Here is a 21,488-nt window from a genome sequence, read left to right as displayed (position 1 = left end):
GGTCTTACTACAATTCGATAGTAGTTTCATTACCGTCTGCATCGGTCTGAGTTGCAATATTATCGCATTCTCCATCACCATAGTTCAAAGTAATAACTGCACTATTCTCTGTAGTTGCCATAACACCACTCACAGTATACTGACATGAACTTTCATCGCGTAAAGGAGTTGTAATTTCTACAGCAAATCGATCACCATTACTAAACTCGGTTAAGCTATTACCAGTAGTTAAGCTATAAAAAATTGGACTAGTCGGTATGTCTGGATTAGTGTTTCCTGCGAAAGTTTCTGTTACAAAATTTGTTTTACTAGTTGCAGAAAGTCCGTCTCCCCATGCAAATGTGAAATCAGAATTTGTGGAGAATTTAGTGTTTCCGGTATCACTTTGAAAAGAATATATTGTAGTTGCAGTTCCACTAACAGTAATATCTTTATAGACGATTTTTTCAAGACTATAACTAATTTCGATTTTACTTTCTGTATCCAGCTGTAGACTAAAACTCATACGAATACTACCAGAAATTACTTCTCCATTAGGTAGTTCACAATTATCCCCAAAATCAATAGTAATAGTTTTGGTTTGATCCGTTGTTTCTGAAGTGATAGTCGCACATTGAGGTGTTTTTACTTTAGAAAAAGACTTATTAGAAGTCTTATTTTCAGTATTGAAAACATTTTCTACTATAGACCCTATTTCTTTGTTAGCAGATTTAATATCTTTAAATTGTTTCGAAGTAGTGACAGCAGTGGTTGGTATTTGCGTATCATTGTCATCATCGCTACAACTTAATAAAAAGCTGCTTGTTATAAATAAAAGGCCTGCAAAGGCAAAAATTCTATTTTTCATTGTTAAAGGCTTTAATAAATAAATTAAAAATTATTTTTTCAAGGTTTATTATACAACTAACGTGTCTGAAATAGAGAATCTTATAAAAGGTGTAGTTAATTTATGTTAAGGTTAATGTAATTTTGATTTAAAATGGATAAATCTAATATTTCACATGCTATATCAGCTCTTTTTTTGGAGGAGAAAAATTAGAGTACAGTGTATAGTTTTAGCCCCAAATATCAATACTAAATTAATATCAAAATTTGGAACTAAAATACATATATCACGTAGTTACTTTAACTCAATAAGGATAAGAAAATGTAATACTGTTGTTTGTGAATTAGTACAAACCATCTGGTAATATTATTTTTTTATTGCTTTAAAAATTTAATTGACCTTTGTGTTTTAGAGGTTTGTATAGAAATAAAGTATATTCCGTTTGCAAATGAAGAAACATTTATTTTGATCGAATTGTTTGTAGTAGATATAGTTTTTATTTTTTGTCCTTGAGCATTTTTTATAGTAATAAAAAAAGAATCTTTTATACTAGAATTAATAATGATATAATCGCTGGTTGGGTTTGGGTATACTCTTAGTGTTTCTTCTGTAGAAGATAGTAGAGCGTTGTTATTTAATGTGTTAAGTTGTTTGTTCTTTAGAGAACCTTTTACTTTAAAGTTATCAAAAGCAAAACCACGATTTCCGGTATGAGGTTTTCTACCACCTCTTAAAAAGCGTATGTGTATTTTTTGCCCATCAAATTTACTTAAATCTACTTTCTCATGAATCCAATTAGATACTACGCCTCCATACAAAGGAGCTCCTGCTTTTTGCCAGGGTTCATTACCTGGAGCTGGTGCGGGACGTGTATTTATTCCAGATAATGCTTCCCAATCTCCATCAGGTTCATTTTCTAATTTAACTTGAAATTGTACAAATTCATCCCAGGAATGAGGGTACATATAATTTATAAAGTAAAATTCTGCATAAGCATCATTTACAGATGTTAGATCAATAGATTGCTTGAATTCTATTTTGGTGTGAGTGGCATTTTGTAAATCACTCATAGGGGTATCATGAATAGAGCCGATAGGAGAAAGAAACCTCGAAGTATCTACTCCCCATTGTCCATGATCATCAATGATAAAATTATCTAAAGAATTACAATCATCTTCTAGAAGTGTAATAGTATTATTTGTATTTCCATCGGGATCAGGGAGAACTTTAACTTTAAGGTCGTCAAAATAAAAACCATCAGTACGACCACCAACATATGTCAATGCTGCAATATAAAATCGGATATGAATTTTTTGCCCAATGTATTTGCTTAAGTCGATTTTCTCTTGTACCCAATCGGATTGCACAAGATTATATATTGGTTCTCCTAATGGTTGAAATTGTGTGCCAGCCACTGGTGAAAGTTTAGTGTGTAAACCATGCTGTGCTTCCCAGCCATTAAAAGAAGGTGCACCTTCGGGTAAAACGTCGAATTGCACATAATCAAAAAATTTCTGTAATTCCCATTTAGCCTTAAATTCTACAAAAGCAGCAGTTACAGATGTTAAATCTATTTCTTGTTCAAGTTGTAAAGGAGAAAAAGTACCACTACTTAGTAAACGATTAGGAGAATCAGTAATCGATCCGCCTGTAGAAACAAATTGTGATGTGCTGATCCCCCATTGATTAGGTAAAAAATCAGCCATAGAACTACAGTCATTGTCTACTATGGTAATATAGTTTGGATTAGAAGTAGTATTAGAATGTTGTAAGGATATGTTGGCGAGATTACTTTTTTCTGTTATTTGACTTTGTAATAACATCGGGATGGATAGTAGTAATAAAGATTTAAAGAATAGGGATTTCATAATTTTAGTTTTAGGAGTAATTAAATTGATGTTCAAAAAAAGTGATTATCTAGACGAAAGTGAGAAAGAATTCTGTAGAGAATCTGTTTTTTAATATTTGCCTAAATTGTTGTTTTTGAGTAATATTCTTTTAATAAAAGAGTGTTTTAATTAACATATTACATGAATTGGTTAATAATTAATACTAAAATTAATTATTTGATTTATTCTAAAGAATATGTATTGCAAAAAATGAATCTAATCAATATCTTCGTAGCGAACATTCGCTAAAAATGGTTTTAACTCATAATTTATATCATGCAAATCAAAAAAGTTTTAGTAGCTAATCGGGGAGAAATTGCAATCCGTATTTTTAGAGCTTGTACAGAAATTGGATTAGAAACAGTAGGAGTATATACCTATGAAGATCGATATTCGTTACACAGGTACAAGGCAGACGAAGCATACCAGATTGGTGAAAATAATGAACCATTAAAGCCTTACCTAAATATTGAGGCCATTATAAAAGTAGCCAAAAACAATAATGTAGATGCTATCCATCCTGGCTATGGGTTTCTTTCTGAGAACTCAGAATTTGCACAGCAATGTTTAGAAAATGATATCATCTTTATTGGCCCCAAAGTATCAGTTCTACGGTCTCTTGGAGATAAGATCACAGCCAAAAAAGTAGCGATCGAGAATGATATTCCTATCATAGAAAGTAACAAAGAGGATCTTATAGATGTAACAATAGCATTAAAAGAAGCTAAGCGTATTGGTTATCCGGTAATGCTAAAAGCAGCTTCTGGTGGTGGAGGTCGAGGGATGCGAGTGATTCGAAATGATGAAGAGCTCGAAAAAGCATACCCAGAATCACGAAGAGAAGCCTTAAATGCCTTTGGAGATGATACCGTATTTTTGGAGAAGTTTGTAGAGAATCCAAAACATATCGAAATACAGATCGTAGCAGATCATCACGGTAATATGGTACATCTTTTTGAACGTGATTGTTCAGTACAACGACGTTATCAAAAAGTAATCGAATATGCTCCTTCTTTTGGAGTATCGGAACATATAAAACAGGATTTATACAATTATGCACTTGCTATTTGTAAAGCAGTTGATTATAATAATATTGGTACTGTAGAATTTTTGGTTGATGAAGATGAAAGTATTTATTTTATTGAAGTGAATCCTCGGGTACAGGTAGAACACACGGTTACAGAAATTGTAACGGGAATAGATCTAATCAAAGCTCAGGTATTTATTGCAGGAGGATATAAACTATCTGATAAGCAAATAAAAATAGAAAACCAGGAGAGTATAGAAACAACAGGATTTGCGTTACAATGTAGAATTACAACAGAAGATCCCGAGAATGATTTTAAACCAGATTACGGAACAATTACAACCTATCGTAGTGCTTCAGGATTTGGAATTCGGTTAGATGCAGGCAGTGTATATCAAGGAGTAACCATTTCACCATTCTTTGATTCGATGTTGGTGAAAGTTTCGGCAAATAGTAGAACTCTTGATGGCGCATGTAGAAAAATGTTAAGAGCACTGTCTGAGTTTAGAATACGTGGTGTAAAAACCAATATGCCATTCTTAGCTAATATCTTAAGACACGAAACCTTCAGAAAAGGAGAGGTAACCGTTAACTTTATCCAGAATACTAAATCGTTATTTACGATTAAAGAACCTCGTAATCGAGCAACCAAATTAGCTAATTTTTTAGGGGATATTATCGTAAATGGTAATCCTGATGTTAAAAAGATTGATGATACAAAAACTTTTGTAGTGCCTACAGTTCCAAAATTTGATGAAAACCTGGGATATACAAAAGGAACCAAAGACTTACTTACTGAATTAGGACCAGAGAAGTTTGCAACGTGGCTGAAGAATGAAAAGAAAGTTCATTTTACAGATACTACAATGCGTGATGCGCATCAAAGCTTATTAGCTACCAGAATGCGTACCTATGATATGCATAAAGTAGCAGAAGGGTTTGCTAAAAACCACCCAGAAATCTTTAGTATGGAAGTTTGGGGAGGAGCGACTTTTGATGTCTGCCTTCGTTTCCTTAAAGAAAACCCATGGGAAAGACTCCGTTCACTACGAGAAGCAATGCCTAACCTGTTGCTTCAAATGCTAATTCGTGGATCTAACGGTGTGGGATATACTGCATATCCTGATAATTTGATAGGGAAATTTGTAGAACAATCCTGGGAGAATGGGGTAGATGTGTTTCGAATTTTTGATTCCCTAAACTGGATGAAATCTATAGCTCCTTGTATCGAACATGTACGTACGAGAACACAAGGCCTTGCCGAAGGTTCCTTATGCTATACAGGAGATATTTTAGATCCAAATCGAACTAAATATACTCTCGATTATTATATTCAACTGGCCAAAGATATCGAAAATGCAGGAGCACATATTCTGGGTATCAAAGATATGGCAGGATTGCTAAAACCATATGCCGCTTATGAATTGGTTTCGGCATTAAAATCTGAAATTAACATTCCGATACACTTACATACACATGATACTTCTTCGGTACAATCAGCAACATATCTTAAAGCGATTGAAGCAGGTGTAGATGTTGTAGATGTTGCTTTAGGTGGATTATCAGGATTAACGGCACAACCCAATTTTAATGCGATAGCAGAAATGATGAGATTTCATGAACGTGAGAATACAATGAATATCTCCAAATTAAACGAGTATTCTAATTATTGGGAGGCTGTACGCGAATACTATTATGTTTTCGAATCCGGATTAAAAGCAGGAACAGGAGAAGTATATCAACATGAAATCCCCGGAGGACAATATTCTAATTTGAAACCGCAAGCACAAGGATTAGGATTAGCAGATCGTTTTCATGAAATTACTAAAATGTATGGAGAGGTAAATGAGCTTTTCGGAGATATTGTGAAGGTAACACCAAGCTCTAAAGTTGTGGGGGATATGGCGCAATATCTGGTGAGTAATAATCTAACTATAGAAGATGTAAAAGAGCGAGGAGATACCATTTCATATCCGCAATCGGTGGTTAGTTTGTTTAAAGGAGAATTAGGACAGCCTGTTGGTGAATTTCCGAAAGATCTTCAGAAATCAATATTAAAAGATCAAAAACCATTTACAAACAGACCCAATGCACATCTGGAACCTGTTGATTTTGAAACCGAATTTATAGAGTTTGTCAAAATATTCAAAAAAGGTATGGGAAGAGAGTTGGATATTACAGATTTTCTTTCTTATAAATTATATCCAAAAGTCTTTACAGGAGCCTACAATCATCATTTAAAATATGGTAATGTGATGACAATACCAACCAAAAACTTTTTTTATGGAATGGTACCTGGAGAGGAAATCATTATAGAACTTGATAAAGGAAAAATACTGTTAATAGAATTGATATCGGTAGGAGAACCTCATGATGATGGTAAAGTCACTGTATTCTTTAAAGTAAATGGCCAAACCAGAAATGTAGAGATACAAGATAATGCAATTAAAGTAGATAAAGTGATACATGCAAAAGTGGATAAAACAGATGCTAAACAGATAGGAGCCCCTTTACAAGGATCATTATCCTCTGTATTGGTCAAAACCGGTCAGGAAGTAAAGAAGAATGATCCTCTATTTATCATAGAAGCCATGAAAATGGAAACTACCATTACGGCCAATGAAGATGTAGTGATTAAGAAAATTGTTCTTAAATCAGGTACAATGGTCGAAGCTGATGATTTGGTAATCATGCTTAAATAGTTTTGTTTACTTTTACACCATGCCATATTTTTTAATTATTGCCTTACAAGGCTTTTGTGTTTACCATGCAGTCAAGAATAAAAACAATTACTATTGGTTTTTTGTAATTATATTTTTACCGGTGTTAGGGAGTGTTATTTATCTTTTGACTCAGGTATTTAGTAAAAAAGATCTGGATGTGGTTCAGGATGAGATTGTGAACGTGATTAACCCTACGAAGAAGATTGATGATTTACAAAAACAACTAGATTTTGCTGAAACATTTCAGAATCGGGTGAATTTGGCAGATGCTTTATTAGAAATAAAAGATTATCCTAATGCTATAAACGAATATGAAGTGGCACTTAGTACCAATTATGATGAGGATGCTGGTGTTGTTAAAAAATTAATAGAAGGATATTATCAAATCAAAAACTATGATAAAGTTATCTTTTGTGCCGAGAAGATAAATGTTAAATCTGATTTTAAAGGATCCCGAAGTCAGTTTTTATATGGTTTGGCATTAGAAGAAATAGGGCAGTCTGAAAAAGCAGAAGAGCAACTAAAACAAATTGATCAACGATATTCTAATTATGAGGAACGATATACACTTGCTCAATTTTTGGTAGAAAAAGGAAAAATAGAAGATGCTAAAGAAATTCTATCAGAAATCCTGATAGAATCTCAACATATGTCAAAACCCAATAGAAGCAAATATCAGGCAGTTGTGAATGATGTAAAGAAATTTGCTTCTTCACTTTAATACATAGTTTTGGTTGCAATATAAAACGAGTATGGCCGTAAAACTATTTCCTATTCGCTAGTAACTACTTGTTAGATCTCTTGGTAATTTCTAAAATCTTTCTATTTTTACTAAAAAGTAGAAATATCCCCGGGAAACATTGAGAATCAAACCTATTCAAATATCATTATTTATCCTATTTATATTAGGAGCATTATTTGGACTCATGTTTTTGAGTCAAAAAGGAGGGGTTCAAAAAGCCCAAACACAGGATGATGGATTTTCATATGAAGGGATTTCGGTTAAATACCCCACACATACTACATTTTTAGGATTAGAAAAAGATTCATCTCTTACAAGACAAGATATTCTTGAGGTTACTCAAATTGTAACTCCTTTGGATATAGAAACCGATGAGCATAAAAATGATATTGCCGCTACAGCGGAAATAAAAAAACTTCCGGATTTCTCAAAAATTGATACAACTCGTATTGTTAGGATCAAGTACCCTGAGAGTAATCCTGATTTTGCAAGTGAGTTGAGAGAAAAATTATCTTCGAGATCATGTAGAATTATACATTATGGCGATTCTCAGATCGAAGGAGACCGTATCACGGGATATATACGTAATAGACTTCAGGGCATGTATGGCGGTAGTGGCCCTGGGTTCCTTCCTGTACTACCGGTATATCGACAAATAAGCGCTATGGTAGAACCAAGTGAAAACTGGCAGCGTTATGCGTTTTTTGACCCAACTCAAAAAAAGTTTTCTCATCGAAAATACGGAGCTTATCTTTCTGCTTCTCGTTTTACAACATATAAAAAAGAACTCCCAGATAGTACTATGGTTGATTCTTTACCAATTATCAAAGCTTCTGTAAAAATTGGGAAGTCTAGGAAAACATATGCAAAATTTAGATATTTTACCAATATTGGCTTGCATTATGGTAATTGTAATTTTCCGATTAAGGTATCGGTGTATAATGATGGAGTTTTGATTCAGCAAGATGATCTGATTGCAGATGGTAAATACCATCAATATAAAATAAGAACAACGACTACACCTACAGATCTCAAAATTGAACTAGAAGGTAAAGTTAGCGCAGATTTTTATGGATTAACATTGGATGGAGGGTCTAGAGTGCAAATTGATAACGTAGCGATGCGAGGAGCCTCGGGAACGGTTTTTGCAAATTCGAGTGCTGCTATCTACGGTCAAATGATGAGGCAATTAAAACCCAAAATTGTTATTATGCAATATGGAGGTAATACGATGCCATATCTCAAAGATTCTACAGATGTAACCAAGTATGCTAAACGAATTGCCAGACAGGTAAATTGGATTAGAAGGCGAGCAAAAAATACCAGTATTGTATTTATTGGACCAACAGATATGTGTCTTCCGGTAAACGGTAAAATGGAAACCTACCCATTATTACCGTATCTTAATGCTGAATTAATGAAAACTTGCCTCGAAAATAATGTAGCCTATTGGAGTATGTATGATGCCATGGGCGGAAAAGGAGCGATGAAGTTATGGGTAGATGAAAAACTAACTGCCAAAGATTATATGCATTTTACCTGGAAAGGAACCAAAATAATTTCAGAACTATTTTTTACAGCCCTATACCTTGACCTCAAAGAACCTGATAACCATGATGACACGTAACAAATTATTCTTTTATGTATGGCTTATGACATTGCCTTTGATGGCACAAACCTATGTTATAGATACCATACAAAATAAATACCCTTTTGTGAATTGGAAAGCCAATACCATAAAAATGGCAGAAAATTCACCGGCATTTAAAACACTTTTTCGCAAATTAGATACCATTGCAAAAGGAGGAAAAGAAGATTTACATGTTTTTCATATCGGAGGGTCTCATATACAGGCAGATATTTATTCAAATCGTTTACGATCTTATCTTCAGATGATGAGCCCTACTGCAAAAGGACAACGAGGATTTATTTATCCATTTAGCATTGCCAAAACCAATAACCCTGGTAATTATAGAATAAAGTATGATGGTGAATGGGAGGGATATCGATGCTCGGTTCGAAAAGACAGTGTGGCCTGGGGATTATCTGGGGTAACTGCAGTTTTTAAAGATACTGTGTCAAATGTGAAAATAATTGCTAATGGTAATAATTATCACGAGAAGATGTATGATTTTAATAAAATCAGAATCTTTTATGATAACTGGAGTGATGATTATGAAATATCATTCAAGCAAGATTCGCTGGTTTCTGTAGTTAAAGAAAATAAAGAAGCACATTTTGTAGAATATACCTTACATAAGAGTGTTGAAGAAATTGAGTTTTGTATTCGTAAAATTAAAGATGAAGAAAATGCCGAGTTTTTGATGATGGGTATTGAACTAATGAATGATAATAAAGGAATTCAATATACTTCTATAGGAGTCAATGGCGGTAGTTTTTCGTATTATAAAAGATGTCGCTTTTTTGATGACCAGTTATTGCTCTATAAACCGGATTTATTTATAGTATCTATTGGTACCAATGATGCGTATCATCCTGATTTTAATCCGGAAGCATACAAAGCATACTACACAGATTTAATAAAATTAGTTCAAAAAGCAAATCCTAACTGTGCTGTATTACTTACTGTGCCTAATGATTCGTATTATAAAAAGAAATTTCCAAATCCCAGAACTAGAATCGCCCAAAAAATCATTTATGAAGTGGCAAAAGAACAAAAAATGGCGGTTTGGGATTTTTATGAAATTATGGGAGGTTTTAATTCCTCAAAAGATTGGTATGCAAATAAACTAATGCCTAGAGATCGTATTCATTTTACAGTTATGGGATATCGTATAAAAGCAGATCTTTTGTTACAAGCATTAGCGCATTCATGGGAAAACGAATTGCAATTAGAGCCAAACTCTATTTTGAATCAGGTAATTAATGAATAGACTTATTGACATATTTTCTTTTTCAGAAGATTTTCCGTTGATCTTTACACAGGCGAACTTCTGGGTTTTCTTTGCAGCAGTATATTTTATTTACGCTATAGTATATAGCAAAAAAAATTTACGAAGTGCTTATCTCTTTGCTATAAGTCTACTTTTTTATTATAAAACCAGTGGTCTTTTTATAGGGATTTTATTGTTTAGTACGGTCAACGATTTCTTTTTGGGTAAAGCTATTTATAATAGTAGGTCGGTTTTACTACAAAAAACATTAGTTGCTATAAGTGTGATTATTAACCTGGGAACACTCTGTTATTTTAAATATGCCTATTTCTTTACAGATTCGTATAATTTCCTTTTTCAAACTGATTACGAAGTTATTAATTACCTGGCGCAATGGGCTAATACATGGAGTGAGGTAGATTACTTTACAGTGGATAAAATTATTCTTCCTGTGGGAATTTCTTTTTATACCTTTCAGACGATTAGCTACAGTGTAGATATTTACAGAAAACAAATCAAACCTTTAAAATCAATTATTGATTTTGGGTTTTTTGTAAGCTTTTTTCCGCAGTTAGTGGCTGGACCAATTGTAAGAGCTGCAGATTTTGTCCCTCAGATCAGAAAAGAGATTACTATTACCCAAAAAGAATTTGGTCAGGCAACTTTTATGATCCTTAAAGGGTTAATTAAAAAAATGTTATTTGCCGATTATATTGCAGCTAATTTTATGGATCGGGTATTTGATGTCCCCGAGATGTTTTCTGGTTTTACTAATATCATGGCTATGTTTGGATATTCACTACAAATCTATGGTGATTTTTCTGGGTATACCGATATTGCTATTGGATTAGCATTGCTTATGGGATATAAATTACCAGTTAATTTTAATTCACCATATAAAGCTATTCATTGCGGTGATTTCTGGAGACGTTGGCATATTTCACTATCGAGCTGGCTTAAAGATTATTTATATATACCTATTGGAGGTAATCGTAATGGAACAATCTTTTCCTACACATTTATATTGATTTTTACATTTTTAGGAGTTTTTGCCATTTCTGATTATGCGATTGCACTGTTGGCAGCTTCGGGAATTGGTGTTATACTTATTATTACGCTTTTCTCACCTAGGTTAGCATGGCATTTTAATAGAAATGTTAATATTATGATTACCATGTTAGTCGGTGGATTATGGCATGGTGCCTCATGGAAATTTGTAATCTGGGGAGGTCTTAATGGTATCGGAATTGTAGCGTACAAATATTGGCGTAAGATAAGTCCATATGAAGAGTCTAAGGCTTGGTATGTTTTGTTATGGAGAATTGCACTGACTTTTGTATTTATCACCTTTACACGTATCTATTTTAGAGGAAACAGTATGGATCATATTGATCGTTTTTATCAGCAAGTTGTTACCAATATGGATTGGCAGAATGCTCTAGCTGTACTCTGGGAGTATCGTATTGTATTTATTGTTATGGTTCTGGGGTATATTACACATTGGTTGCCCTATCGTACCAAAGATTGGGTAGAGGATTTGTTTATTAAAAGTAATATGATAATCAAAGCCTTGGTAGTGGTGGTCGTAGCAATTATCTGTTATCAAACTTATGCAGCCGATTTTCAGCCTTTTATTTATTTTCAGTTTTAGGTAGTGAAGCGTTAGAGTAGGGGAGAATTTGAGTTTTTATTCCTATATTCTTTGAACTATTACTCATACCCAGCACAGAAAGCATTTCTGTACCACCTTAGTAAACATAAAAATATTAGGTTAGACTGCCAATAATTGTCTTTTGTCCTTTTTCATCGTGTCGAACTCTACCATAAATATCCGTTTGAGCCCCTTGTGCTTGACTATTAGCACCAGTTTGACCTACGTAAGAATATAAAACCTTTATACAATAAGCTTTAAACGATTTCAAATAAGACAAACAACATAAACAAGCCTCAATCAAGAGGCTTGTTCACTATATAACTTACTAATAATCAAACTTAAAAACATGCCTTTTTTCAAAAGCACCAGTTTGACCTATTACCGCCATCGGGTTTAGAACTCTTCAAAAAGCTGGGTCGATAGCTTTATTTGTGTTTTTGAGTTGCCTTAACAATACCATCTTCATCAAAATATTCCCATACACCTATCTTTTTATCTAACTCATATCTTCCTTTTTCGGCAATATTACCACTAGGGTAAAATTTTTGATAATCTCCGTGCCACAAACCTCCTTGATAATGGTATATTTCATTAATTAACCCATTTTCGTCATATTCTTTCCATTCTCCGTCTTTATTCCCATTATGGTAGTATCCTAATATTGACAATTTACCACTAGGATAAAATTCTTTATGTTTTCCGTGTAATTTACCGTTTTGGATTGGAGTTAACATTTTTGGAGTTCCATTTGCATAATAATATTCCTGTTCTCCTCTTGCAATTCCTTTTCTAAATTCTTCTTTGGAATGAAGTTCTCCTTCAGCATGATAGGATTCCCATATTCCATTTTTTAGACCATTTTTATAATACCCTTTTTTAAACAATTGATTGTTGTACCCATAGTATTTTACCAATCCATCTTTTACACCTTCTTTGAACTGAATAGAGTCTATAAATTTTCCGTCTTCAGAATGAAAAGCCCACATTCCATCTTTTTCACCTTTTTTGGTATATCCTACCGTTTTAATATTTCCATTTTTATAATATTCCGTTTTTAAGCTTTTATCATTAAATGAACAACCCATAAAAATAGATACAGTAATAAATATAGGTAAAGTTAAAAAAAGGGTTCTTTCTTGATAGTTTTTCAATAGCATTAAAAAAATCTTATATTGTTTCTTATAGTGTATAACATGATTATCGCTAAAGCAATTGAAGCTAAAATATATATCCAATAAAACAAGATATATATTTTCTTTTTAGCAACAATTCTATATTCTTTTTCAAGTTTTTCCCCTTCACGTTTTTTAAAATAAAAGTAGTTTACAAATATCAATAATGTTATAATTCCAAATCCAAAAACACGAGTCTCACTATACAATAAATGCCTTTGATTACTGTAATGAAAGAAAAGTAAACCTTGAAAAAAGATTAAATTTAATACTTGTAAGCCTACTATTGCAAAAGTCGAAGATATTAATGGATCAATATCTTTACCCTTTTTAAAATAGGAGTATAAAAATCCGAAAAAACTTCTATATATCATTTTACCAGTTTATATCATTATGAACTGCATTAAAATACCAATTACTCTCTACTATTGATTTACCTATTCCTGTGCCTAATGACCAAGCTGCAACATTTAAGTTTTTACTACCCAAAGCAGCTCCATCTACACCTCCTATATAGACCGCTCCAAAAGCAGTTAAAGTTCCATCTTGATATTGTCCTGCTGTATTATAGAGACTGTATACACCAAATGCTTTTCCTGCATTTCCTGCATACTTACTCCATTTTTTAGATATATTACCTATATATTTATTTCTTCCTCCAGTATGACCGTTTCCTGTAAATGACCAATCATAAAATTTATTAACTTTAGTAGAATACCACCAATTCCCTGGGTTATACAAAAGACTTTGAGCATATTTAGATCCAAAGAAACCTAATTTTATACCAGGAAATGATCCTCCTCTTGATTCCCAACTTCTTTCTCTATAGTATTTGTAGCTATAAAAAGGATTGTCATATAGTCCTGATTTTTCATTCCAAGGATTTGAACCAAAATTCTCCACTTGACTACCTATATGAAAAGCCTGCCTTTCACTAAATCCATTTGAATTACCATTACTGTCTGCAACTACCGTTTCACTATCTAATAATGCACTACCATCACTTAACCTTCCTCCAGAACCTCTAAACTCTTCTGAAATAAAAGTATCTATTTGTGCTATAGAAGCTTCCTCTCCTGTATTTGATTTTTCAAAACCAAGCATATTTACAAAACGTTCAATGTCTTTTGAATCATTGGTATACCAATTACCATCTTTTATTTCCCATAAACCTGATGGATCACTAAATTTAATAGGATTATTAAAACCAAAACGATAAGGCGTCCAATTTTGTGCTAATTCTGCAGCAGCATCAATTACATTAAATCTACCAATTGCAGGGTCATATTGTCTAAAAGTCATTTCAGAAACGTTCAATCCTAGAGATTCTTCAGTTTCTTGCCCATTATACCCATAATTATGTTTCCTACCATTCACAGCAAAATTGTACCCTTTATGTTGCAGCCCAAAGGGATAATAGTTTACGCATTTTTTTTAACGGTATCCCTTATTTTTGACCCATACCTACAGCAAATTTATTTTTTTAAGAACGTATTGTAAATATAGATATATCTATTGTTTCTACAATTTATTTTATGGGGATTCTTCGTCTTCCTTACCTTTTGATTGACTGAAGAGTTTTGGCATTTTTGGAAGTACTTTTCCAAAAAAATCCCCCATTAGCGGTATTTTTTCTTTATCAACAAAATTGAGCAATATTGTCATTATAAAAACAAATCCAAAAATGATTATTAGTGTTACGTGTATAAAGTTCATTATATTAGGTTTTAATATTTAGTTTCATTAAACAATCTCTTCAAGGTTTTAGAGAACCATACATTTATAAATAGTATTTTTTTGCAAAAACTCGTTTTTATTCAAAAAATACAGTTTTATAAACGCTATAAATCGAGGGTAAAAATGTAGATTAAAAATAGCTAGGGAAGAAGCAACTTAAACAGCTATTAATCAATAGTGTAAATATACATTTCTTTATAGTTTTTAACAAAAGTGTTAATTCTATTTTAATTAAGTTTTTTGTGATTAAAAAAAAATGATGTGATATATTTTAACATGTTTGGATTGTAAAATCCTACACTTCAAAATCCAATAGGATACCTTGTAAAAATATAATTTTATGTCTTACCATACAATTCGGTCACAAAAGTTGATGACGACTTTAATATTCAACTATAATACAAAAACAATCTAGTTGATCTTTTTTTTACGTTTGAGTAAGAACGATTATTATTGAAGATGAAGGGCGCAACGGCTGTTGCGGCTGAGCTTCAGCTTCAATAATGATCATAGCTTAGTGGCGATTGAACGAAGCTGCATGCGTGCAGAACAAAGGCGAGAGCCTAGCGAAGAGGAGCAGCCGACACACAAAAGGGAACGTAGTGGTTTTGTGTGCCAGCCGATTATTTATGTTTCCGATTTATGACAATAATAACTTCAACATACATAATCGGCTAGGCTGTGACCAAGCGGCGTAGCCCATGTAGTAGCGGTTTTGCTTAATGAACTATTCAGCGATAGCGTACCATATTGTTTTTAAGCAAAAGAGTAGCTACGGGTGATAGAGGAACAGAGCAAGGCTATTTGTTTGTAGTAGAGACTACCGACCGAAGGCGAGGGAGTTGCAACGGTATGGAACAAGTGCTTTTTCTGCACTTGTGGAATAACAAAAAATAGCTTGTGGAGTGACGAAGGAACACCTTATTGCAGCTTATGGGCAAAGCCTTTTTCTGGCTAAGCCCATAATAGTAAATTGGAGTGTAACGACTCACTTGGCTATTTATCTATGACAACAAAAACCCGAACTTTTGATTCGGGATTATTAATGATCTGTATGTATTTCTTTAGCTTTTTAATTCTTTTTGAAGCTATTAAAATTTATTAAAAGCTTTGGGGTATGAGTGCGCTTTATCTTTTTAGTTTTTAATTATTTTTTGTAGCCAATTTTCTTTCTCTCATCCAATTCAGGTGTGTCTAATTTTTTATTGAGTTCATCAAGGTAATCAAAGACCAGTTCAATATTTTTACTATGATTGGTAAGTTTCTTTTTGATTTCCTCAATTTCTAATTTTACACTTAGATTATCGGTTAGCGTTTGTCTTATCTTGGTAAATACTCTAATAATTCGGATATTCACTTCAATAGCTTTTTTACTATTCAAAACACAAGATAACATGGTTACCCCTTGCTCCGTAAAACAAAAAGGAGCATAACGTAAACCTTTTTGATCTGTTTTGGAGGTCGCAAATTGCGTCCTCCAATTTTGGAACTCATTTTTTGTCATTTCAAACATAAAATCTTCTGGAAAACGTTCTGTATTTCTTCTTACAGCTTCTTTTAACCGTTTTGTTTCTACCCCATAAAGCTCTGCTAAATCCCTATCTAACATTACTTTTTGATCTCTAATCAGGTATATTTTACTAGTGATTATTTCGTTTGGGATAGTGATTTCTTCACTCATATTGATGTAAGTTATTGTAATTTGGTTATCTCTGCTTTGCTTAATCCTGTAAAGCGTATAATGGTTTCTATATCAACATTTTCTTTTTTCATTGCTTTTACCATTTCTTTAGCTTTTTCCTGTTGTCCTTCTTCTTTTCCTTGTGCTTTAATTTCATAGGCAGGAACATATTCAAGGCTTTTTTCCAGTTCTTCGAGCAAACCACTTTGGCTAAAGCTGTAAAAGGATTCTTCGGTAATGATGATATGGTCTAAAACTTCTATATGTAATATCCTCCCTGCTTGTATCAGTCTATTGGTAATGTCTTTATCTGATTCGGATGGTTTTAATGTTCCCGCAGGATGGTTGTGTACTAAAATAATCCGTGTAGCCCTTTTCTGTAAAGGTATGCTGTAGACTTCCATCGGTTCTATAATCGTAGCGTTTACGCTGCCCATACTGACAAGCTCTATATTGAGTACGGTGTTGGCATTGTTTAGGCTGATTGTCCAGAAGTGTTCCCGATCACGATCTGTTTTTTGCTCCCGTTTTAGGATGCGTTGCATAATTTCGTACAGTTCTTCGGGGCTTTCTATTTTGGTATTTGGTTTCACTCGGATGTTCATTGTGTAAGGGTATAAAGTTATGGTTTTATATGGTTTCTGGTTTACTGTATTGGATGATAATTATTTACAATTTCATGTAGGTTTTCAAGATCGTCTTGCAAGTATCTTTCTGTAGAACTGATGTAACGGTGTCCTGCCAGATATTGAGTTTTTCTAAGATTGTACTGACTTAACCAATTGGTGATTACGGATGCTCTGATCTGTTTACCATTCTGTACTTTTTGATTATATTTTCTAACCTTTTTTATAATGGCATTGACAATGATAAACCGATCTCCAGAGGGAAAGAGTTGATCGGTATCGGTTTGTAATCGTTCTAATAATTTGTTTCTAACTTCCCCTATATATTCCATAAAATCCATCATCTGCCACGGTTTGAGTTCGATTTCTCGGGCATTACTCTTTTTCGTTCCTGGGATATAGATTTTACCTTTGTTTAATTGTAAATGTTCTGTTTTTAGGTTTTTCAGGTCTTTGGTGTCTAATCCTTGATACACGAGTAATCCAACGATGATTTTATTACGTTTTGAGGTGTATTTGTGATATTCTTCTTGGTAAGTATCGGTTTGGTAACTATAATATAAATCTTCTAATTCTTCGGGTTCGAGTAGGTTATGATTGAGTGTCCTTCTTACTCCTTTTATATTGGTATCTTCTATTGGATTGTCTAGTCGGTAGGATTCACTTATCAGATAGTTGAAGTAATTTTTTAGGCTTCCTAATTTATGATTGATCGTTCTTTTACTATTGCCTTTTCTGGTTAAATATTTGATGTATTTTAAGCAGGTTTTATAATCTATTTCTATGGGTGTAGTATGATTTCGTTTGCACCATTTTTTAAAATCTGTAACTTGTCTTTCATTACTTTTGATGGTAGTTATTGCATATCCTTCTTTCTTTAAATGCGTAGTATAATCATTCATTTTCTATGGTTTTTACGATATGTGTATAAATCTGTGTGGATTCTAAGCTGCTATGCCCTAAAAAGTGTTTGATACTTTCGAGTGGCACTTCTTTTTGTAATAAATGGGTGGCAATAGAGTGGCGTAACGTATGCAGGGTGATATCTTTTTCTATAATCTTTGTATTCTCGGTAGCTGTTGTTATAGCTTTTAACCGATTGGCAAAAGACATGCCTTGCAGTCGTGTACCAAACTGGTTTATAAATAAAGCTTCGCTTTCTGTATGATTCGTAAACTCTGGTCGAGATTCATAGATATAATCTTCTAATATCCGTAGGTTGTATTTATTGATCGGCACAAATCTTTCTTTGTAATTCTTGCCTTTACGAACATATACACGTTCTTTATCAAAAAGGATGTCTTTAATATCAAGGTGTACGGCTTCATTTCTTCTAAGCCCACAACTATAAAACATGGTTAGGATAGCTTTGTCCCGTATTCTAATACATTTACGTTTATTACTATAGCTGCAAGTGGTAAAGAGTTCTTTGATTTCAGATTGGGTTAGGATATTTATCTTTTCTTCTGTAGGGTTGCTTTCAGATTTAAGATGTACTCTTAAAGGTGTTTTGGCATCGTGTTGCATCAGGTACTCTCTAAATTTCTTTAATGCTTGCTGGTGTTTATTGAGATAGGATTTACTAAGCCCACCATACCTAGTTTTATTGGCTCTTTGTGTAAGCTGCTGGTAATATTCTTTTACTAATTGCGCTGTGATGGTATCTATATCAGTATGCCCATGACATTCTAACCAATAGAAGAACTCTTTTAGATGGTTGGGTAGGTAATACACTGTTGTTTCTGCATATCCTAAGATGTCTAACCATTCGGTAAATGAAGGCAATAGTATCCTATAGCTAGGACTTTCTAACTTTAATTTTTTCATCGGTATGTGTTTTTTAGAGTTTGGTGAACTACTTGTGTAATTCGTTGATTATTAACTATAGTAATGGTTCATTATAGGGGTTGAACCATTATGAACTATATTGAACTTCTAAGGTTTTTATGGTACTAGTAAGTAATGTTTCTATCTGTTGATTAGTATTGCTATACTCTTCATAATTTGCTATTTCATATAGATACCCATTTCGTTTATTACCTTTTGCTTTCTGTATCAATCCTGCTTCTTGCAATTGTATCATATATCGTTTTTGATTGCTTGGATTGATACGTAATACGTGGCGGATTTCTTTATTAGTAAAAGTGGTTTGAGTATTGGCTTTTAGATACCCTTTGAGCATTTCAAAAAAGTTTCTACAAGCACCATTTAATATATCACTCTTGCGAAGTAGTACTTCTTTAATCAAGTCATTAGCTTCCTGTATATCGTCGATCGTAGTTTCTATAAATTCTTCTCCTGACTGTTCATCATATTTTTTTGATCGTTGTAATTGCTTATAAAAGGTAATGGCTTCTATAAATTGTAAGTAATGGCTATTGGTGCGTCTTGGTTTAAATACGGATTGTGGTAATTCTAAGTACTCTGCATACGGGTTGATCACTTTGATGGGATGTAATACCCTTTGTACATCTCGTAAAAATCGTGCTGCAATACACTCCTGATCTTTGTTTACTTTTCCTGCGGATAATAACCGTTGATAGTGCATTACTTTTTTATCCTGTTCTTGTGATTCATCAATATATAATAAGAAGTTTCTGTTACTATTATCTTCATAAATAGATTCTTGGGTAGTACAACCCGATACAGATACAGGGCCTTCTACGGTAAGGTGTATGGTTTTAGTAGTGCCTTTGGTATCTTTGTGTACTACTGTTTTAGTGATCTTCTTTTTAGATTGTAATTCCCGTAATGGGTAGAGTACAGATTCTGCACCGTCTAAGTCCTCTATAAGTATGAGTTTGTTTCGTAGTTCTGTACGATTAAAGTAATAAAAGGCATTAGCAGATAATACGGTAATTTCTATTTTATCTTCTTCGGGGATTAATTCTGATACTTTAGATTGTAAATGTGTTTTACCAACTCCTGAACTACCAAGACTGATACAATGTAAGGGGTTTGATGTTTTTCGACTGGTAAAGATCAGGTACATTAATAATCGGTTGGTTTCTTCTCCGATTACACCACTTTGACCGATTAATTCATTTGTCTTTTGTAACAGGTTCTTTGATTTTAAAAACTTGGTAGCTTCTTGTTGCTCTTTACTTGATAATATTTTAATCTGTAATTGTCCTTCTTCCTGCTCTTTGTTGAGTTGATCTATTCTATATTGTTCTAAGGCACTTGTGAGATTTTGTAATGTTTCTCGAACTACACTTGTACCTATTTCTATACGTTCTGCTACTTTTCTAACTAGTTTCTCTACTTGGGTATCATTGTATAAATCTACATTATGACGTAATTTGGTTTCAGACTTTATTTTATTGATTCCTAATGTAACCCGTAACGCTTCTAAATGATTCAGTTTGATACCGCCCAAGATTGATATTTCTAAGTGCTTTGTCCTGTACTCGTAATTATTCGGGTTGGTGGTGTCTAGCATTGTTGATAAGTTTAAATTCTGATATATATATCACAAAACTAAAACATTTATCAGATTTAAACAAGGTTTATATATCTTTGTTATGATATTTATATCGTTTATTTTTGCTAAAACCTTATTATATATAGCATTTTAACTACTTTTAAGTATGACTTTAGGACAGCAGATAACCAAGCTACGTAAGCAAAAAAAGCTTTCTCAAAATGAATTGGGTAAAAAAGTAGGTACTTCTGGGGATATTATCGGTCGGTATGAACGTGATGAAGTAAAACCATCTATAGAGGTAGCTGCTAAAATAGCTGATATACTAGAAGTATCTTTAGATTTCTTAATAGGTAAGGTAACTGTAGAAGTAGATAACCAACTCCTTAAACGTGTTATTGAAGTACAACAGATGAATGATAATGATAAAGAACATATACTCTATACTCTTGATGCTCTTATCAAAAATGTAAAACTTAAATCTATTACATAAATAAAAAATCAATATTCCTACAAAATATAACTTATCATTTTATACTATATATAATCCGCATGCATTTTTGACCTTAAAAATGTAGTTTTATTTCGTAACTAACTACAATACAAATTATTACAACGATATTTTAATACTTTTTTGAACCTTATTTTTGACCAAATTACATTTTCACACCCAAAAATGTAGTACTTTTAAGGCTATGTTTAATTATAAAGCAAAGATTGTTAGGTGGATCGATGGTGATACCCTGCAAGTAGAGATTGATTTAGGATTTTATGTACAGACCACGCAAAAGATACGACTCGCTCGTATTGATGCACCAGAGTTAGGAGATAGCGTAGCATACAGAGAACGACAAGCAAAACACGCCAGAGCAGTAGCCAAAAAGTTCTGCCCAGAAGGTGCTACCGTGACCATTACAACCACCAAACAAAACAAAGACCAATACGCACGATATATTGCAGAAGTAATCTATAACGACACTAATATGTCTGATTACCTTATCAATAAAAAGGTAGCTAAATTATACAAAGAATAAACCGCTATACTTTATAAAACATAAAAAACCAGCTACAAATCAATGTAACTGGTTTTTCC

At 33.1% G+C, this 21,488-nt stretch carries 17 protein-coding genes and 1 pseudogene; 7 read left to right on the top strand and 11 right to left on the bottom strand.

All coding sequences use genetic code 11. The features are described from left to right. Positions 1 to 7 precede the first annotated feature (7 nt). Both ATE84_RS22215 and ATE84_RS22210 read right to left on the bottom strand, forming a co-directional pair. On the bottom strand, positions 8 to 847 hold the full coding sequence (locus tag ATE84_RS22215) for a hypothetical protein (RefSeq protein WP_101450033.1): 840 nt from the start codon (positions 845 to 847) through the stop codon (positions 8 to 10). A 353-nt stretch (positions 848 to 1,200) separates the two neighbouring features. Next, positions 1,201 to 2,694 (bottom strand): T9SS type A sorting domain-containing protein, encoded by a 1,494-nt coding sequence (locus ATE84_RS22210; protein ID WP_101450032.1) that lies wholly within the window; start codon positions 2,692 to 2,694, stop codon positions 1,201 to 1,203. Positions 2,695 to 2,991: 297 nt separating this feature from the next. Here ATE84_RS22210 and ATE84_RS22205 point away from each other — a divergent pair, with 297 nt between their 5' ends. The 5 genes from ATE84_RS22205 to ATE84_RS22185 all read left to right on the top strand — a co-directional run bounded on the left by ATE84_RS22205 (position 2,992) and on the right by ATE84_RS22185 (position 11,752). Beyond that, positions 2,992 to 6,444, top strand: a complete 3,453-nt coding sequence (locus ATE84_RS22205; RefSeq protein WP_101450031.1) for a pyruvate carboxylase — start codon at positions 2,992 to 2,994, stop codon at positions 6,442 to 6,444. 19 nt (positions 6,445 to 6,463) lie between these two features. Further along, the gene (locus ATE84_RS22200) at positions 6,464 to 7,186 is read left to right on the top strand and encodes a CDC27 family protein (protein ID WP_101450030.1); all 723 of its coding nucleotides are present in this window, start codon (positions 6,464 to 6,466) and stop codon (positions 7,184 to 7,186) included. Positions 7,187 to 7,325: 139 nt separating this feature from the next. Further along, positions 7,326 to 8,834 (top strand): GDSL-type esterase/lipase family protein, encoded by a 1,509-nt coding sequence (locus tag ATE84_RS22195; protein WP_101450029.1) that lies wholly within the window; start codon positions 7,326 to 7,328, stop codon positions 8,832 to 8,834. Continuing rightward, the gene (locus ATE84_RS22190) at positions 8,821 to 10,101 is read left to right on the top strand and encodes a GDSL-type esterase/lipase family protein (protein WP_101450028.1); all 1,281 of its coding nucleotides are present in this window, start codon (positions 8,821 to 8,823) and stop codon (positions 10,099 to 10,101) included. The genes ATE84_RS22195 and ATE84_RS22190 overlap by 14 nt, the downstream gene beginning before the upstream one ends. Beyond that, entirely contained in the window at positions 10,094 to 11,752 is a 1,659-nt protein-coding gene (locus ATE84_RS22185; RefSeq protein WP_101450027.1) for an MBOAT family protein, read from the top strand. Before ATE84_RS22190 ends, ATE84_RS22185 begins: the two co-directional genes overlap by 8 nt. Before the next feature lie 428 nt (positions 11,753 to 12,180). On the opposite strand, the gene ATE84_RS22180 is transcribed toward ATE84_RS22185, so the two are convergent. The 9 genes and pseudogenes from ATE84_RS22180 to ATE84_RS22140 form a co-directional block, all read right to left on the bottom strand. After that, the gene (locus tag ATE84_RS22180; protein WP_101450026.1) at positions 12,181 to 12,912 is read right to left on the bottom strand and encodes a toxin-antitoxin system YwqK family antitoxin; all 732 of its coding nucleotides are present in this window, start codon (positions 12,910 to 12,912) and stop codon (positions 12,181 to 12,183) included. After that, positions 12,912 to 13,301 carry a hypothetical protein gene (locus ATE84_RS22175; protein ID WP_101450025.1) on the bottom strand — a complete coding sequence of 130 codons (390 nt, stop codon included), beginning with the start codon at positions 13,299 to 13,301 and terminating at the stop codon, positions 12,912 to 12,914. The genes ATE84_RS22180 and ATE84_RS22175 overlap by 1 nt, the downstream gene beginning before the upstream one ends. 1 nt (position 13,302) lies before the next feature. Continuing rightward, positions 13,303 to 14,334 (bottom strand): annotated as a pseudogene (locus ATE84_RS22170) (RHS repeat-associated core domain-containing protein); the annotation flags it as partial. A 126-nt stretch (positions 14,335 to 14,460) separates the two neighbouring features. Next, entirely contained in the window at positions 14,461 to 14,643 is a 183-nt protein-coding gene (locus ATE84_RS22165; RefSeq protein WP_101450023.1) for a hypothetical protein, read from the bottom strand. Positions 14,644 to 15,811: 1,168 nt separating this feature from the next. After that, positions 15,812 to 16,345 (bottom strand): ORF6N domain-containing protein, encoded by a 534-nt coding sequence (locus ATE84_RS22160; RefSeq protein WP_101450022.1) that lies wholly within the window; start codon positions 16,343 to 16,345, stop codon positions 15,812 to 15,814. An 11-nt stretch (positions 16,346 to 16,356) separates the two neighbouring features. Then, positions 16,357 to 16,950, bottom strand: coding sequence for a RadC family protein (locus tag ATE84_RS22155; protein ID WP_101450021.1), 594 nt, complete (start codon positions 16,948 to 16,950; stop codon positions 16,357 to 16,359). Positions 16,951 to 16,991: 41 nt separating this feature from the next. Next, positions 16,992 to 17,873 carry a tyrosine-type recombinase/integrase gene (locus ATE84_RS22150; protein WP_101450020.1) on the bottom strand — a complete coding sequence of 294 codons (882 nt, stop codon included), beginning with the start codon at positions 17,871 to 17,873 and terminating at the stop codon, positions 16,992 to 16,994. Beyond that, positions 17,866 to 18,798: a tyrosine-type recombinase/integrase gene (locus ATE84_RS22145; protein ID WP_101450019.1), complete on the bottom strand. Its 933-nt coding sequence runs from the start codon at positions 18,796 to 18,798 to the stop codon at positions 17,866 to 17,868. The genes ATE84_RS22150 and ATE84_RS22145 overlap by 8 nt, the downstream gene beginning before the upstream one ends. A gap of 88 nt (positions 18,799 to 18,886) precedes the next feature. After that, entirely contained in the window at positions 18,887 to 20,413 is a 1,527-nt protein-coding gene (locus ATE84_RS22140) for a hypothetical protein (protein WP_101450018.1), read from the bottom strand. Between the two features lie 148 nt (positions 20,414 to 20,561). On the opposite strand from ATE84_RS22140, the gene ATE84_RS22135 reads away from it, so the two are divergent. Both ATE84_RS22135 and ATE84_RS22130 read left to right on the top strand, forming a co-directional pair. After that, on the top strand, positions 20,562 to 20,888 hold the full coding sequence (locus ATE84_RS22135; protein WP_101450017.1) for a helix-turn-helix domain-containing protein: 327 nt from the start codon (positions 20,562 to 20,564) through the stop codon (positions 20,886 to 20,888). A 202-nt stretch (positions 20,889 to 21,090) separates the two neighbouring features. Then, on the top strand, positions 21,091 to 21,429 hold the full coding sequence (locus tag ATE84_RS22130) for a thermonuclease family protein (RefSeq protein WP_101450016.1): 339 nt from the start codon (positions 21,091 to 21,093) through the stop codon (positions 21,427 to 21,429). The last annotated feature ends 59 nt before the right edge of the window (positions 21,430 to 21,488 follow it).

The sequence above is a fragment of the Aquimarina sp. MAR_2010_214 genome, assembly GCF_002846555.1.
GTDB lineage: Bacteria > Bacteroidota > Bacteroidia > Flavobacteriales > Flavobacteriaceae > Aquimarina.
The sequence above is the reverse complement of the archived record's forward strand: the minus strand, read 5'-3'. Positions and strand labels throughout refer to the sequence as shown.